Consider the following 16,181-nt stretch of genomic DNA (forward strand, 5'->3'; position numbering starts at 1 on the left):
ACTCTCCACTGCCAACAACACGCTGACCAACGGCAGCGGCAACACCGGCACCACCGCCCTCATCGTCAACCAGACCATCACTGGCACCGCAGGCGCCGACAACCTCAGCGGCGGTGCGGGCAACGACACCATTACCGGCCTTGGCGACAACGATACGCTGAGCGGCGGCGACGGTAATGACAGTATTGACGGCGGCACCGGGAATGATTCGATAAGCGGCGGCGATGGCAATGACACCATCATCGGTGGTGCCGGGATCGATGATATGAATGGCGACACCGGCGTCGACACCTTCGTCTATACGGGTGTGGACCAGGGCGGTGCCGTCGGCGGCGGCGGTGTGTTCGCGAACGGTGATAGCATCAGCAGCTTCACCGCGCCCGGCGCGTCCGGGGCGGTGGACCGGCTCGACTTCACCGGTATCACCAACATCCAGAATGTGGTGGGTGGTCAGGCCTCGTTCGAATCGGTTGCCTCCGGCTCCGCGACCGGCACCAACACGGTCATCTATATCAATAATGCGACGGCGGCTGCTCTGACCGATACGGCGAACGTCCTTACCGCCATTGGCGATTTCAGCGGCAATGCGGCGGGTTTCTCGGCGGGCGATGTGCATATCTTCATCGTCGGCAATGGCGCCGCCACCCAGTTCGGCATCTATGCCTATACGGAAGCCGACGGCAACGCGACCGTAGCGGAAGGCGATCTGCGCCTGCTGGGTACGGTGAATAACGCCGTGACCGGCTTCGACGGCGACAACATCGTCTAAGCGGCTTCGGCAAGACCGGTAATACGAAGCGACGAAAGACGATCCCCGCCTCCGGCAAGGAGGCGGGGATTTTCTTTTACCGAAAGCCTGCCTGTAGTTCCGCGCCCTTCCCTGAACCGGCGAAAGGGGCTAAGAGCATCGGCAAGAACGACGCCAGAGGGAGCAACCAGACATGCGCCAGTACAAGATCGCCGCCATTCCCGCCGATGGCATCGGGCCGGAAGTCATCGAGGCCGGTGTCGCGGTGCTGCAGGCGCTGGCGCAGCGCGCGGGCAATTTCTCGCTTGTCGTCGAGAATTTCGACTGGGGCTCGGATTACTACAAGAAGCATGGCGTGATGATGCCGGCGGACGGGCTGGCGCAGCTGAAGCCGTTCGACGCGATCTATTTCGGCGCGGTCGGCGCGCCCGACGTGCCGGATCACATTACCCTATGGGGCCTGCGCCTGCCGATCTGCCAGGGCTTCGACCAGTATGCCAATGTGCGCCCGACGCGCATCCTGCCGGGCATCGCCTCGCCGCTGCGCAATGCCGGGCCGGGGGATCTGGACTGGGTGATCGTGCGCGAGAATTCCGAGGGCGAATATTCCGGCCATGGCGGGCGGGCGCATAAGGGCCTGCCGGAGGAAGTCGGTACGGAGGTTGCCATCTTCACGCGCGTCGGCGTCACCCGCATCATGCGCTATGCCTTCCGCCTCGCCCAGGCGCGGCCGCGCAAGCTGCTGACCGTGGTGACCAAGTCGAACGCGCAGCGCCACGGCATGGTGATGTGGGACGAGATCGCCGCCGAGGTGGCGAAGGAATTCCCGGACGTGACCTGGGACAAGATGCTGGTCGATGCGATGACCGTGCGCATGACGCTGAAGCCACAGAGCCTGGACACTATCGTCGCCACCAATCTGCATGCCGACATATTGTCCGATCTGGCGGGCGCGCTGGCCGGCAGCCTGGGCGTGGCGCCGACCGCGAATATCGACCCGGAGCGGCGCTTCCCCTCCATGTTCGAGCCGATCCACGGCTCCGCCTTCGACATCACCGGCAAGGGCATCGCCAACCCGGTGGCCACCTTCTGGACCGCAGCGCAGATGCTGGAGCATCTGGGTGAGGGTGCCGCCGCGGCGCGGTTGATGACAGCGGTGGAGCAGGTCTGTGCGGCCGGCATCCTGACGCCGGATGTCGGCGGCAAGGCCACCACGCGGGAGGTCACCGACGCGGTGATTGGCGCGATCCGCGGGGCGAATGCGTAAGGGGGGAGAACCCGCCCTATGCTTCGAGACGACTGCGCCAGAAACTGGCGCAGTCTCCTCAGCATGAGGTCACCTGGGGGCACTGTTAGTATTCCAACAATGCCCTCGTCCTGAGGAGCCGGCGTTATGCCGGCGTCTCGAAGGACATGAGGGGAAGGCCATCCGCCCCGCATCCATGGCCGGCCCCGTGACTCTTCGTCGCTTCAGGGCTGCCTTGGAATGCCAATGACTTGCACTTTCGTCGCGGCGGGTGCTATTCGGCAGGGGTAGGGCAGGCAGCGGCCTGCCGTCCCGTCTTTCCAGGACAACCGCAAGTGACAGAAGGCATCGCGCCGGACCGGATCGTCCCCACCACCACCCTTGCGCCGCAGGGCCGCACCGGCCGGTTGCGCGGCAGCCTGTCGGTATGGCCGGTGATCTCGGTCGTGATCGCGCTGCTGGTGGCGGTGCCGGTCCTCGTGGTCGGCGGGCATGTGTTCCAGCCGGCCGGCGATGTCTGGCGGCATCTCGCCGATACCGTGCTGTGGGATTATGTGCGCAACACGCTGGTGCTGCTGCTGGGCGTCGGCGCCGGCGTCGCGGTGATCGGCGTCGGTACGGCCTGGCTGGTCACCATGTGCCGCTTCCCCGGCGGGCGGCTGTTCGAGTGGCTGTTGCTGCTGCCGCTGGCCTTTCCCGCCTATGTGCTGGCCTATGTCTATACCTACCTGCTGCAATCCGGCGGGCCGGCGCAGGTGGCGCTGCGCGAGATGACCGGCTGGCGCTATGGCGATTACTGGTTTCCGGAGGTCTATTCCATCGAGGGCGCCATCGCGATGTTCGCGCTGGTGCTCTACCCCTATGTCTACCTGCTGGCGCGGGCCGCCTTCCTGTCGCAGTCGATCTGCGTGCTGGAGGTCAGCCGTACGCTGGGCTGCGGGCCGTGGCGCAGCTTCTTCCGCGTGGCGATCCCGCTGGCCCGACCCGCGATCATCGGCGGCGTCACGCTGGCGCTGATGGAGACCATGGCCGATTTCGCCACGGTGCAGTATTTCGCGGTGAACACCTTCACCACCGGCATTTACCGCACCTGGTTCGGGCTGGGCGACCGGGTGGCGGCGGCGCAGCTGTCGGCGGTGCTGCTGGCGCTGGTGCTGGGGCTGCTGCTGCTGGAGCGGCTGTCGCGTGGCGAGGCGCGCTATCACCACACCTCGGGCCGTTACACCCATATCTCGCCGGTATCCTTGCGCGGCTGGAAAGCGGCGCTGGCGATGCTGGCCTGTGCCCTGCCGATCCTGCTGGGCGCCGTGCTGCCGGCCGCCGTGCTGCTGGAGATGCATCTGTCGGTCGGCGACCCCTATTTCGGCAGCCGCTTCATCGGCTATGCCGTGAACAGCTTCGTCGTTGCCGGGCTGGCGGCGGTGCTGGCGGTCATGCTGTCGCTGCTGATCGCCTATGGCCAGCGCCTGAAGCCGTCGCCGCTGGTGCGCGGTGCGGCGCGGGTGGCGGCACTGGGCTATGCCGTGCCGGGGTCGGTCATCGCGGTCGGCATCCTGATTCCGCTGGCGACCTTCGACAATGCGCTCGATGGCTGGATGCGCTCCTCCTTCGGCTTCTCGACGGGCCTGCTGCTGAGCGGCACCATCGCGGCCCTGCTCTATGCCTATGTGGTGCGCTTCCTGGCGGTGTCGCTGAATGCGGTGGATGCTGGCCTCGCCAAGGTGACGCCCAGCATGGACCAGGCCGCGCGCACTCTGGGCAAGGGGCCGGGGCGCACGATCTGGCAGGTGCATGTGCCGATGATCAGCGGCAGCGTGCTGACCGCCGGTCTGATCGTCTTCGTCGATGTGATGAAGGAACTGCCGGCAACCCTGATCATCCGGCCGTTCAATTTCGATACGCTGGCGATCCGGGTCTATAATCTGGCCTCGGACGAGCGGCTGGAGCAGGCCTCCACCGGGTCGCTCGCCATCGTGCTGGTCGGCATGGTGCCGGTCATCCTGCTCAGCCTGATGATCGCCCGCTCCCGGCCCGGACAGCGGTAGGAAGATAAAAGAAAAGGGCGCGTCCCTGCGGACACGCCCTTTCCGGTACCGCAAGGATGGTAGCTTACTTCCAGCCGGCCTGATCGGTGATCTGCAGCGCCTTGGTGTTGTTCATCGCGAAGACATCGGCGTTCAGCTTGTCCTGCTTGAACTCGCCCCAGCTCTTCAGCGTGTCGTTCCAGGCAACGCCCGGGACCGCCGGATACTCGTAATTGCCCTCGGCGAAGTACTGCTGGGCTTCCGCAGTGGTCAGGTACTCCAGGAACTTGATGGCGTTTTCTTTGTTCGGCGCGGTCTTCACGACGCCGGCGCCGCTGATGTTCACATGGGTGCCGCGACCGTCCTGGTTCGGGAAGATCACGCCAACCTTGGAAGCAGCTTCCTGATCCTCAGGCTTGCCGTTGATCATCTGGCCCAGATAGTAGGTGTTCGAGACCGCGATGTCGGCTTCACCTGCCGCCACGGCGCGGATCTGGTCGCGGTCGCCGCCCTTCGGCGCGCGCGCCAGGTTGGCGACGACACCCTTCGACCATTCCAGCGTCTTTTCCGGGCCGTGCGCGGCCAGCATCGAGCCGACCAGCGACTGGTTATAGATGTTGGTAGAGGAGCGGATCGCCAGCTTGCCCTTCCATTTCGGGTCAGCCAGATCCTCATAGGTGCTGATATCCGTCGGCTTCACCCGGTCCTTGGCGTAGATGATGACGCGGGCGCGCGTGGACAGGCCGAACCAGTGGCCCTGCGGGTCGCGCAGATTGGCGGGGATCGCCTTCTCCAGCACCTCGGACTTGATCGGCTGCAGCACGCCGGCTTCCTCGGCGCGGACCAGGCGGCCGGCATCGACGGTGATCAGCAGGTCGGCCGGGCTGTTCTGGCCCTCGGCCTTGATGCGCTCGATCAGCTGGTCGGCCTTCGCCTCGATCAGATTGACCTTGATGCCGGTCTGCTTGGTGAAGTTCTGGTACAGCGCATCGTCGGTATCGTAATGCCGCGCGGAATAGACATTCACCTCGGCGGCCTGCGCCATGGACGGAACGAACCCGGTTCCCAGCGCAACGATGCCGACGCCGGCGCCCAGCGCCAGCTTGTGGAAGAGAGTACGCATGTGGCAGACCTCCTAACGTCTCGTCTGTCACCCGCAGTTTGCGAGTGACTTTCACTACCCTATAAAGGCGCAGCAAATACCAGTGCAAGCGCTATTCACTTGCGTTCTCGATTTCTGTCATTGCCCTCATTCCGGCGCATTCCCATCTCAGAAAATGACGGCACGGATTTTCCGTTCGACAGCAGGGGGATGGAGGCAGCATGCAGCGCCGGTTCCGGTTCTCTAATACCGTTCACATTTTCGTGATCACCCTGCTGGTCGGGCTGGCGGGCTGTGCCTCGACCGGCCCGACGGACAATCCGCTGCGCCGCAGCCTCACCTGGTTCAGCTATCTGGGCGGTGACGATCTGCGCACCACATGCCAGCCCGGATCGCCGGAGCGCTACCGCTTCGTCTATAACGCCCGCGCGGAAGAGCAGATCCGGACCTATGACATCATCGTCGGTCCGTCCGGTACGGGGCGGCTCGAATCCCATGTCCTCACCAATGCCGATCTCGACAGACTGTCGGTGGTCGATCCGCTGCGTCCCTGGCGCGGCGAGGAGTCGGAGGTGACGGTCGGCGCGGCGGAAATCAACGCCCTGCGGTCGGCGCTGGCGGCCAGCGGCTTCGACCAGCCGGCGCCGCGCGGGACCTTCCTGCGCTCCGACGATTTCTACTGGATTGTCAGCGCCTGCCGGGATGGTGCCTTCCGCTTCAACGCCTATCGCCGCGACATGCCGTCCTTTGAGGCCATCCGCTTCGATGCACCGCTCTTCGCGATGGACCCGCTGACCCGGCAAGTGGCGGTGAATCCGCCGCGCGAACTGAACCTCGCGCCCTTCCTCAGCGCCCAGCAGAAGTCGCGCCTGGCGCCGGGCGTGCACGGCTCGCCGCCCTGGCAGGTGCAGGTTGGCGAGAACGGGCTGAAGACCGGCTTGTTCGATTAGGCCTGTTTGCCTGGAAGGCCGCGCATCCGGGGCATGCAGCGGGAGGGGTTCGACAGGATAGGGCTTTTGCGCTATCGCATCCCTCGTGCCTGATTCATCTTCCGATAGTTCCGCTGCGGCGGAAACCCAGTACCGGCCCTTTGGCTCCGGTGCGCGTGCCTTCCGGGGCGGCGCCATCGATGCGCTGGGACTGCCGGCGCTGGTGCTGGGGGCCTCCTATCTGGGTTTCGGCTCACTGGTGCGCGAAAGCGGCTACAGCCTGACCCTTGGATTGTTCTCCACCATGACCGGCTGGGCGCTGCCCGGCCAGGTGGTGCTGATCGAGCTGATGGCGCTGGGCAGCTCGCTGTTCGCCATCTGCCTTGCCGTGGCGATGACCAACATGCGCCTGCTGCCGATGGCGGTGACGCTAACGCCAGTGCTGCGCGTGCCGGGGCGGGCCAGCTGGCGCTATTACCTGGCGGCGCATTTCTGCGCGGTGACGGCCTGGGTGTTCACCATGCGGCGCGCGCCCTCCCTGCCGCCGGAGGAGCGGCTGCCCTATTTCCTGGGCTTCGGGGCCATGGTGTGGGCGGCCTCCATGATCGGCACGGCGACGGGCTATCTGCTTTCCGCCACGGTGCCGATGCAGGTGTCGCTGGGGCTGGTGTTCCTGAACCCGATCTATTTCATGCTGATGTTCATGGGCGATCTGGGCCAGCGTTCGCGCGTGCTGTCGCTGCTGATCGGCGTCGCCGCCGGGCCGCTACTGTTCCAGATCGACGCCGACTGGGGGCTGATGATCGCTGGTCTCGGCGCCGGCACGCTGGGCTTCTATATCGACCGCTGGCTGCCGCGAAAGGGCAGCGGGAAGGGCGGCCATGGCTGAGGCGTTCGGCTCCTACTGGCCCTATTTCGTGGTCCTGGCGGGCGGTCTCGTCACCTATTGCATCCGCGTGTTCGGCGTGGCGCTGGCCGGCCGCATTTCTGTGGACAGCCAGGTGTTCCAGTGGGTCGGCTGCATCGCCTACGGGCTGCTGGCGGCGCTGATCGCACGGATGATCCTGATGCCGGTCGGCGTTCTGCAGGAAGCGCCGCTGGTCTTCCGCATCGCCGGCACGGCGGCGGCGCTGGCGGCCTTCTTCCTGGTGCGGCGCAACGTGTTCGCCGGCTGCATCGCCGGTGTGGGAACGCTGATCGCGCTCACCGCAATCTTCGGCCTGGAGTAGCCCATGCCCTCGGCGCTCGCGCTGCGCATGGCGGCTTTCTACGGCGCCTATTTCACGGTGGCCGGCATCTACCTGCCGTTCTGGCCGGTCTGGCTTGCCCACCGCGAGATGAACCCGACGGAGATCGGCGTGCTGCTGGCCGTCGGCTCCATCGTGAAGATCGTCGCCAACCTGTTCTTTGCCCGCATCGCCGACCGCACCGGGCGGACGAAGCTGGTGGTAATCGGCCTCGGCGTTGCCAGCACGCTGACGCTTGCCGCCTTCGGTGTGGTCAGCGGCTTCGCGGCCTTCCTCCTGCTATCGCTGCTGGTCGGTGCGGTATTCTCGCCGATGATGCCGCTGGGCGAGAGCATCACCCTGCGGCAGGCCCGCGCTGGGCGCATCGATTACGGGCGGGTGCGGCTGTGGGGCTCGATCACCTTCATGGTCATCACGGTGATCGCCGGCTGGCTGATTGGCCTCTATGGGGCAGGCGTCATCCATGTGCTTGTGGTGGCTGCCGCGATTGCCACCTTCCTCACCACGCTGAGCCTGCCGGCTGATGCCGGCCGCATGGCGGCACCGCGCAAGGGGGCGGCGCTGGCACTGGCGCGGCATCCGTCATTCCTCCTGTTCCTGCTGGCGGCCTCGGCGGCGCAGGCGAGCCATGCCGTCTATTACGGCTTCTCCGCCCTGCACTGGCGGGCCAGCGGCCTGTCGGAGACGGTGATCGGGCTGCTCTGGGCCGAGGGGGTGATTGCCGAGATCCTGCTGTTCGCGGTCGGTGCGCGGGTGACCGCCCGCATCGGCCCGGCGGCACTGCTGGCACTGGCCGGCGCGGCGGGCCTGCTGCGCTGGGGCGTGTCGGCGGAGACGACGGCGCTGTGGGTGCTGGCCATCGTGCAGCTGCTGCACGCCGTTACCTTCGGTGCGGCGCATCTGGCGGCGATGGCCTTCCTGACCCGTGCCGTGCCGGACAATCTGTCGGCGACGGCGCAGAGCCTCTATGCCGGTATGGTGTCGGGCGTGGCCTTCGGCATGGCGATGCCGCTGTCCGGCTGGCTGTATGGCCAGACCGGCGGCGGCGCCTTCTACCTGCCGGTCGCGCTGTCGCTGCTGGCGATGCTGGCAGCACTCGCCCTGCGTCGCCGCTGGGATGGCGGCGTGCTGCTGAAGGAAGCCGACTAGCCTGGCATCAGTGCGCCGCTTCCCAGTCGTCGCCGACACCGGCCTCGGCGACCAGCGGCACGGACAGCTCCAGCACCGGGCGGGTGGCGCCCTCCATCACCTCGCGCACCAGGGCGGAGGTCTTCTCGATCTCCGCCTCCGGTACCTCGAACAGCAGTTCGTCATGCACCTGCAGCAGCATGCGGGCCTTGAGACTGGCCTTCTCCAGTGCGGCGGGAAGGCGGATCATCGCGCGCTTGATGATGTCGGCCGCCGTGCCCTGGATCGGCGCGTTGATCGCCTGGCGTTCGGCGAAGGCGCGCCGGGCCGGGTTCTTGTCGGTGATGCCGGGCACGTGGCAGCGCCGGCCGAACAGGGTGGTGACGTAACCCTGCTTCTTCGCCTCCGCCTTGGCCCGGTCCATATAGTCGCGGATGCCCGGATAGCGCTCGAAATAGGCGCGGATATAGGCTGCCGCCTCGCCCTGCTCGACGCCAAGCTGGCGGGCCAAGCCGAAGCCCGAGATGCCGTAGATGATGCCGAAATTGATCGCCTTGGCCTTGCGCCGCGTCATCGGGTCCATCTGGTCGAGCGGCACGCCGAACACCTGGCTGGCGGTCATGGCGTGAATGTCGATGCCATCACGGAAGGCCTGGCGCAGCGCCTCGATGCCGCCGATATCGGCGACGATGCGCAGCTCGATCTGCGAGTAATCGACCGACAGCAGCCTGTGCCCCTTCTCGGCGACGAAGGCGCGGCGGATGCGCCGCCCTTCCTCGGTGCGGACCGGGATGTTCTGCACGTTCGGATCGGAGGAGGAAAGGCGCCCTGTACTGGTTGCCGCCATGGCGAAGGCGGTGTGCACACGCCCCGTCTCCGGGTTTATCTGCTCGACCAGCGTGTCGGCATAGGTGGATTTCAGCTTGGCGAGCTGGCGCCATTCCAGGATTTTCGCCGGCAGGTCGTGCTGCGTGGCCAGTGCCTCCAGCACCTCGGCGCCGGTGGCATAGGCGCCGGTCTTGCCCTTCTTGCCGCCCTGCAGTCCCAGCTCGTCGAACAGGATCTCGCCCAGCTGCTTGGGCGAGCCGATGTTGAACTCGCGGCCCGCCAGCTTGTAGATGTCCAGCTCGTATTCGCCCATGCGGCGCGCGAAATCCTTCGACAGGTCGGCCAGCACCTCGCGGTCCACCTTGATGCCGGCGCGTTCCATCTCGCCGATGATCGGCACCAGTGGGCGTTCCACCGTCTCGTACAGCGTCAGCACATGCGATTCGCGCAGGCGCGGCTTCAGCAGCCGGTGCAGCCGCCCGGTGATGTCGGCATCCTCGGCGGCATACTCGGTTGCCTTGTCCAGCGGCACCTTGTCGAAGGTCACCTGGTCCTTGCCGCTGCCCGCGACCTCCTTGAAGGGGATGGTCTTGTGGTCGAGATGCAGCTCCGCCAGCTCGTCCATGCCGTGGCCGTGCAGCCCGCCTTCCAGCACGTAGGAGATCAGCATGCTGTCATCCACCGGCGCCACCTCGATGCCGTGGCGGCGGAAGATCAGCCAGTCATATTTCATGTTATGGCCGACCTTCAGGACCGACGAATCCTCCAGCATCGGCTTCAGCAGCTCCAGCGCGCGCTTCTTGTCGATCTGCTTCGGCCGCTCGGTGGGGGCGTCCAGCAGATTGCCCTGATCCGCGCCATCGCCGGCCCCGTGCCCGACTGGGATGTAGCAGGCCTTGCCCGCCTCGACCGACAGCGAGATGCCGACCAGCTTCGCCGACATGGCATTCAGCGAGGTGGTCTCGGTATCGACCGCGACCGTGCCGGCCTCCATAGCGGCGGCGATCCAGCGCTTCAGGTCGGCCTCCTCGACCACCGTTTCATAGGCGGTCTCCGACGGGGCGATCTCGGCGGCCATGCCGAGGCTGGACGGGGCCTCGCCCTCCTGCACTTCCAGCGCCTGCAGCCGGGCGACCAGCCGCTTGAAGTTATTCTCCTCGAAGAAGGACAGCAGGGTGGCGTGCTCCGGGTCCTTCACCTCCAGCTGATCGACGCTCACTTCCAGCGGCACGTCGTCGCGCAGCTTCACCAGCTCGCGGGAGATGCGGGCCTGCTCGGCATACTCGATCAGGCTTTCGCGGCGCTTGGGCTGCTTGATTTCCGTGGCGCGCGCCAGCAGCGTTTCCAGGTCGCCATAGTCGGTGATGAGCTGCGCTGCCGTCTTCACGCCGATGCCCGGCACGCCCGGCACGTTATCGACCGAATCGCCAGCCAGCGACTGCACATCCACCACCTTGTCCGGGGCGACGCCGAATTTCTCCATCACCTCGTCCGGGCCGATGGGCCGGTTCTTGATCGGGTCCAGCATGGTGACACCGTCGCGCACCAGCTGCATGAGATCCTTGTCGGAGGAGACGATGACGACATCCATCCCCTTCGCGCGCGCCTCCTTCGCGTAGGTGGCGATCAGATCGTCCGCCTCGAAGCCCGGCATCTCGATGGACGGCACGTTGAAGGCCCGCACCGCGTCGCGGATGATCGAGAATTGCGGGCGCAGATCCTCCGGCGGTTCCGGGCGCTGCGCCTTGTAGGCGGGATAGATTTCGTTACGGAAGGTCTCGCGCGCCGAATCGAAAATGACCGCCAGATGCTGCGCGTCGATCTCCTCCACCAGCTTCATCAGCATCGCCGAGAAGCCGAACACCGCGTTCACCGGCGTGCCATCGCCCCGGTTCATCGGCGGCAGCGCGTGATAGGCGCGGAAGATGTAGCCCGACCCGTCGATCAGGTAGAGCGTGTTCTTCACCACCTCGGGCGAGAGGATGTCGGGCGTGTCGTCTGTCGATGCATCGGTCATGGTCGTGGCCGGCTTTCAGTCTGGCGGAAGAAGCGTCCGCCACTTTAGTCCGCTAATCACTGCAAGCAAGGCGTACGGCGTTTGTCGGGATCAACGGTTGTTGTCAAACCATTCTGTCATGCCCGGACTTGATCCCATGGGCGTCTTGGGCATCCAGAGGCGGTGCTCTGCCTGAAACGTCTCAGACCGTGGCCCCTGGATTGCCGGGTCAAGCCCGGCAATGACAGGTTGAGACGTCGCGCCGCCTTTCGCGATCTGCTATGAACGGCCATCATTCAATCAGGGAGGAGGGGAGCGATGCATCCCAAGGGGCATGTGGCGCTGGTGACCGGCGGCGGTTCCGGTCTGGGCGCGGCAACCGCGCGGCTGCTGGCGAAAGAGGGCGCCAAGGTTGCGGTGCTGGATGTGAATGCCGAAAGTGCGGCTAAGGTCGCCGCCGAGATCGGCGGCATCGGCATCGGCTGCGACGTCTCCAGCGCGGAGGCCGGCGAGAAGGCGGTGGCGGAAGTGGTCGCCAAGCTGGGCGCGCCGCGCATCGTGGTGAATTGCGCCGGTATCGTGCGCGGAGCGCGCATCGTCGGCAAGGACGGCCCGTCCGACCTCGACACCTTCCGCAAGGTGATCGAGGTGAACCTGATCGGCACCTACAACATGATCCGCCTGACCGCCGCCGAGATGGCGAAGCTGGAGCCGTTGGCGGATGGCGAGCGGGGTGTCATCACCATGACCTCCTCGGTTGCGGCCTATGACGGGCAGATCGGCCAGGCGGCCTATTCCGCCTCCAAGGGTGGCATCGCCGGGCTGGTGCTGCCGGCGGCGCGCGACCTGGCGCGCAGCGGCATCCGCGTCATGGCGATCGCGCCCGGCCTGTTCCAGACGCCGATGATGGCCAGCCTGCCGGCCGAGGTGCAGGACAGCCTGGGTAAGTCCACGCCCTTCCCGCAGCGCCTGGGCACGGCCGAGGAATATGCCGACCTGGTGCTGGCGATCTGCAACAACATCATGCTGAACGGCGAGACCATCCGCCTGGACGGCGCGGTCCGACTCGCCCCGCGCTGATTTTCAGCGCTACGTCATCAGCCAGCCGCCGGCGACATCGACGGTCTGGCCGGTGACGAAGCGGGCCTGATCGGAGGTGAGGAACAGCGCCATGTCGGCGACCTCCGAGGGCTGGCCGAGGCGGCGCAGCGCTGTCTCGCCGGCAATGGCCTCATTCACCGCCGGGTTGACGCCGCGCATCAGCGGCGTGTCGATGCGGCCCGGCGCAATGGCATTCACGGTGATGCCGTAGGGGCCAAGCTCCCCCGCCAGATGCCGGGTGAAACCAATTACCCCGGCCTTGGTGGTGGAATAATGCACGCCGACGAAGTCGCAATAGGACTTCCCGGCGACCGAGGCCATGTTGACGATGCTGCCGTGCCCGCGCTGCTTCATGCCGGGCGTCACCAGCCGGGTGAGGTTGAAGCAGCCGGTCAGGTTCACATCCAGCACGCGGCGCCATTCCTCCGGGTCCATTTCCCAGACCTCATGGCGGCGGCCCTCATGCTTGGGCGAGATGCCGGCATTGTTTACCAGGATATCGACGGGGCCGAGCGCGCCCTCGATCTCGGTGACGGCTTCCCGCATCGCCTCAAAGTCGCCGACATCGCCGGCCAGCCCTATGGCGGTGGTACCTGCCGCCGCCAGCTTTCCGGCAGCCGCCGTGACATCCTCCTTTCCGAGATCGACCAGCGCGACTTTCGCGCCCTGCGCGGCGAAGGCTTCCGCGATGGCGAAGCCTATACCGCGCGCCGCCCCCGTCACCAGCACGGTGCGGTTCTTGTGACTGCCCATTTCCCCTCCCTTGCGCCCTTCCAGCAGGGCTTGCCGGCCCTGCATGGAGTGCTGTTGTACAGCGTCGTTCTATCGGTTTAGCATCGCCCCCGTAAGCGCCAACCCACAAGTGGAGAAAGCGAGCGCGATGGGAGGAGATAAGGGGACGATTGCCGTCATCGGCAGCGGACTGATCGGGCGGGCCTGGTCGATCTGCTTCGCGCGGGCCGGCCACAAGGTGAAGTTTCACGATGTCAGCAAGCCGGCGCTGGATGCCGCCCTCGGGCTGATCGACGGTGCGCTGAAGGAACTGCACGAGAGCGGGTTGCTGGACGATCCGGCCGCCGCGAAGGCGCGGATATCGACCGCCGCGACGCTGGAGGAGGCGCTGGAGGGCGCTTCCTATGTGCAGGAAAATGTGAAGGAGACGGAGGAGGCGAAGCAGGAAATCTTCGCCGTGATGGACCGTATCGCCGATCCTGGCGCCATCCTTGCCTCCTCCTCCTCCAATATCCGCGCCTCGCTGTTCACCGAAGACCTCAAGGGCCGGGCGCGCTGCCTGGTGGCGCATCCTGCCAACCCGCCACATCTGGTGCCCATCGTCGAGCTGTCGCCGGCCCCCTGGACCGATCCCGAGGTGGTGGCGCGCGCCCGCGCTCTGTACGAGCAGGCGGGCATGGTGCCGATCCTGGTGAAGAAGGAGATTCCCGGCTTCATCCTGAACCGGCTGCAGGGCGCCCTGCTGGCCGAGGCCTTCAAGCTGGTCGCCGATGGCTATGCCAGCACCGAGGATGTGGACAAGACGATCAAGGACGGCCTCGGCCTGCGCTGGTCCTTCATGGGGCCGTTCGAGACCATCGACCTGAACGCGCCTGCCGGCGTGGCCGACTATATCGCGCGCTATGCCCCGATGTACTGGGACATGCAGCATGAACAGGCGCAGCCCCGACGCTGGGACAAGGCACTGTCCGACGTGCTGGAAGGCGAGCGCCGGCAGGCGCTGCCCGCCGACAGGCTGGGCGAACGGCAGGGCTGGCGCGACCGCAGGTTGATGGCGCTGATTGCGCACAAGCGCGAGGCGGCGAAGAAGATAGGGGAGTAGGAGGAGCGGCGCTATTTTTCCATTCGTCATTCCCGGGCTTGTCCCCATGGGCGCCTGGGGAATCCAGGGGTCAGCTTACTCGACCGACGATCCAGCGGGCTGAAGCCTAGACCCCCGGCACAAGGCCGGGGGTGACGGTCTGGGGAGGTTGCTGCGGACAGGAAAGATATCTCCGCCATAACGCAACGGTTTGCTAAACCGTTACAGAGACAGGGACAGAGGGAAACGGGAACAATGGCCAACGCCAAGAAAGTCATCATTACCTGCGCCGTCACCGGCTCGATCCATACGCCGACGATGACGCCGCATCTGCCGATCACGCCGGACGAGATTGCCGAGAACGCCATCGGCGCGTGGGAGGCGGGGGCCTCGATCCTGCATCTGCATGCCCGCGACCCCAAGGACGGACGCCCGACACCGGACCCGAAGGTGTTCATGGAGTTCCTGCCGCGCATCAAGCAATCGACCGATGCGGTGGTGAACATCACCACCGGCGGCGGCCAGGGCATGAGCGTGCAGGACCGGCTGGCCGGGCCGCTGCAGGCCAAGCCGGAAATGTGCTCGCTGAACATGGGCTCGATGAATTTCGGCCTGTTCCCGATGCTGGACCGCTATCCGAGCTTCAAGCACCAGTGGGAGGCCGATCATCTGGAGGCCAGCCGCGACGCGATCTTCCGCAACACCTTCAAGGATATCGAATTCATCCTGAAGGAGCTGGGGGAGGGCTGCGGCACGCGCTTCGAGTTCGAGTGCTACGATGTCGGCCATCTCTACAACCTTGCCCATTTCGTGGATCGCGGGCTGGTGAAGCCGCCCTTCTTCGTGCAGACCATCTTCGGCATCCTGGGCGGCATCGGCGCCGACCATAAGAACCTGATGCATATGCGCGAGATTGCCGACAAGCTGTTCGGCGATTCCTATCAGTGGTCGATCCTGGCCGCCGGCCGGCACCAGATGTCGCTGTGCACCATGGGCGCCATCATGGGCGGCAATGTGCGTGTCGGGCTGGAGGATTCGATCTATGCCGGCAAGGGCAAGCTGGCCGAGAACAATGCCGAGCAGGTGGCGAAAATCCGCCGCATCCTGGAAGAGCTCTCGCTGGAGATCGCTACCCCCGCCGAGGCGCGCCAGATGCTGGACCTCAAGGGCGGTGACCAGGTGAATTTCTGATGATCACGGGCAAGACGAAACTCTACGGCATCATTGCCGATCCCATCGGCCATGTGCGCGCGCCGATGCTGTTCAACCCGCTGTTCGCGGAGCGCGGCGTCGATGCCGTCATGGTGCCTTTCCATGTAAAGCCGGAGAAGCTGAAGGCCTGGGCCGACGGGTTGCGCGCCACCGAGAATTTCGGCGGCATCGTCATCACCGTGCCGCACAAGCTGGAGATCGCGAAACTGTGCGACGAGCTGGGCACGGCAGGCCGGCTGATCGGGGCGATCAATGCGCTGAGGCGCGACCCCGACGGGCGACTGATCGGCGACATGTTCGACGGCAAGGGCTTCGTTGCCGGCATGCGCCATCAGGGCTTCGAGGTGACCGGCAAGCGCATCCTGCTGCTGGGTGCCGGCGGGGCGGCGCGGGCGATTGCCTTCGAGCTGGCTGCGGAGGGCTGCGAGAGGCTGACGATCCAGAACCGCACCATGGTGAAGGCGGAGGAACTAGCCGCCGCCGTGAAATCGGCCTATCCGAAGGTCGATGTCCGTGCCGGCAGCGACGATCCGGCGGGGCACGACACCATCGTCAATTCCACCTCGCTGGGGCTGAAGCCGGGCGATCCGCTGCCGATGGATGTGTCAAGGCTCACGCCGGACATGCTGGTCGCTGAAATCATCATGGACCCAGTGGAGACGCCTTTGCTACAAGCAGCCAAACAGCGTGGCTGTCCGGTGCATTACGGGCGGCACATGCTGGACCAGCAGATCCTGCTTCTCGCCGATTTCCTGCGCGTAGGAAAGTGACTGGAGGCAGTAGCCAACAACGCATAGTCACAGGGAC

14 protein-coding genes are annotated in these 16,181 nt (G+C 65.8%); 11 read left to right on the forward strand and 3 right to left on the reverse strand.

Annotation, left to right across the window (positions count from 1 at the left end):
* The 3 genes from P24_RS20260 to P24_RS05540 all read left to right on the forward strand — a co-directional run.
* Positions 1 to 769 (forward strand): calcium-binding protein (locus tag P24_RS20260; RefSeq protein ID WP_008943712.1); only part of this gene is annotated, 769 nt, incomplete at its 5' end.
* A 172-nt stretch (positions 770 to 941) separates the two neighbouring features.
* Positions 942 to 2,015, forward strand: a complete 1,074-nt coding sequence (locus P24_RS05535; protein ID WP_008943713.1) for a tartrate dehydrogenase — start codon at positions 942 to 944, stop codon at positions 2,013 to 2,015.
* A gap of 314 nt (positions 2,016 to 2,329) precedes the next feature.
* On the forward strand, positions 2,330 to 4,039 hold the full coding sequence (locus P24_RS05540; protein WP_008943714.1) for an ABC transporter permease: 1,710 nt from the start codon (positions 2,330 to 2,332) through the stop codon (positions 4,037 to 4,039).
* Positions 4,040 to 4,103: 64 nt separating this feature from the next.
* On the opposite strand, the gene P24_RS05545 is transcribed toward P24_RS05540, so the two are convergent.
* A complete protein-coding gene (locus tag P24_RS05545) occupies positions 4,104 to 5,141 on the reverse strand; it encodes a Fe(3+) ABC transporter substrate-binding protein (protein WP_008943715.1) in 1,038 nt (345 codons plus the stop codon).
* A 200-nt stretch (positions 5,142 to 5,341) separates the two neighbouring features.
* Between P24_RS05545 and P24_RS19090 the strand changes: the two genes are divergently transcribed.
* From P24_RS19090 to P24_RS05565, 4 genes are all read left to right on the forward strand, one after another.
* Positions 5,342 to 6,070, forward strand: coding sequence for a hypothetical protein (locus tag P24_RS19090; protein WP_008943716.1), 729 nt, complete (start codon positions 5,342 to 5,344; stop codon positions 6,068 to 6,070).
* Between the two features lie 85 nt (positions 6,071 to 6,155).
* Positions 6,156 to 6,938 (forward strand): AzlC family ABC transporter permease, encoded by a 783-nt coding sequence (locus tag P24_RS05555; RefSeq protein WP_008943717.1) that lies wholly within the window; start codon positions 6,156 to 6,158, stop codon positions 6,936 to 6,938.
* Positions 6,931 to 7,278, forward strand: coding sequence for an AzlD domain-containing protein (locus tag P24_RS05560; protein ID WP_008943718.1), 348 nt, complete (start codon positions 6,931 to 6,933; stop codon positions 7,276 to 7,278). Before P24_RS05555 ends, P24_RS05560 begins: the two co-directional genes overlap by 8 nt.
* A gap of 3 nt (positions 7,279 to 7,281) precedes the next feature.
* On the forward strand, positions 7,282 to 8,445 hold the full coding sequence (locus P24_RS05565) for an MFS transporter (protein ID WP_008943719.1): 1,164 nt from the start codon (positions 7,282 to 7,284) through the stop codon (positions 8,443 to 8,445).
* Positions 8,446 to 8,452: 7 nt separating this feature from the next.
* Here the strand turns inward: P24_RS05565 and polA are convergent, their stop codons facing one another.
* A complete protein-coding gene (gene polA, locus P24_RS05570) occupies positions 8,453 to 11,269 on the reverse strand; it encodes a DNA polymerase I (RefSeq protein ID WP_008943720.1) in 2,817 nt (938 codons plus the stop codon).
* 297 nt (positions 11,270 to 11,566) lie between these two features.
* On the opposite strand from polA, the gene P24_RS05575 reads away from it, so the two are divergent.
* The gene (locus tag P24_RS05575; RefSeq protein ID WP_008943721.1) at positions 11,567 to 12,328 is read left to right on the forward strand and encodes an SDR family NAD(P)-dependent oxidoreductase; all 762 of its coding nucleotides are present in this window, start codon (positions 11,567 to 11,569) and stop codon (positions 12,326 to 12,328) included.
* Between the two features lie 9 nt (positions 12,329 to 12,337).
* Here P24_RS05575 and P24_RS05580 read toward each other — a convergent pair whose 3' ends face one another.
* On the reverse strand, positions 12,338 to 13,102 hold the full coding sequence (locus P24_RS05580) for an SDR family oxidoreductase (protein WP_008943722.1): 765 nt from the start codon (positions 13,100 to 13,102) through the stop codon (positions 12,338 to 12,340).
* Positions 13,103 to 13,229: 127 nt separating this feature from the next.
* On the opposite strand from P24_RS05580, the gene P24_RS05585 reads away from it, so the two are divergent.
* The 3 genes from P24_RS05585 (at position 13,230) to P24_RS05595 (ending at position 16,144) form a co-directional block, all read left to right on the forward strand.
* On the forward strand, positions 13,230 to 14,183 hold the full coding sequence (locus P24_RS05585) for a 3-hydroxyacyl-CoA dehydrogenase (RefSeq protein ID WP_008943723.1): 954 nt from the start codon (positions 13,230 to 13,232) through the stop codon (positions 14,181 to 14,183).
* 234 nt (positions 14,184 to 14,417) lie between these two features.
* On the forward strand, positions 14,418 to 15,353 hold the full coding sequence (locus P24_RS05590) for a BKACE family enzyme (protein WP_008943724.1): 936 nt from the start codon (positions 14,418 to 14,420) through the stop codon (positions 15,351 to 15,353).
* Positions 15,353 to 16,144, forward strand: a complete 792-nt coding sequence (locus tag P24_RS05595; RefSeq protein WP_008943725.1) for a shikimate dehydrogenase family protein — start codon at positions 15,353 to 15,355, stop codon at positions 16,142 to 16,144. The genes P24_RS05590 and P24_RS05595 overlap by 1 nt, the downstream gene beginning before the upstream one ends.
* The last annotated feature ends 37 nt before the right edge of the window (positions 16,145 to 16,181 follow it).

The sequence above is a fragment of the Oceanibaculum indicum P24 genome, from assembly GCF_000299935.1.
GTDB lineage: Bacteria > Pseudomonadota > Alphaproteobacteria > Oceanibaculales > Oceanibaculaceae > Oceanibaculum > Oceanibaculum indicum.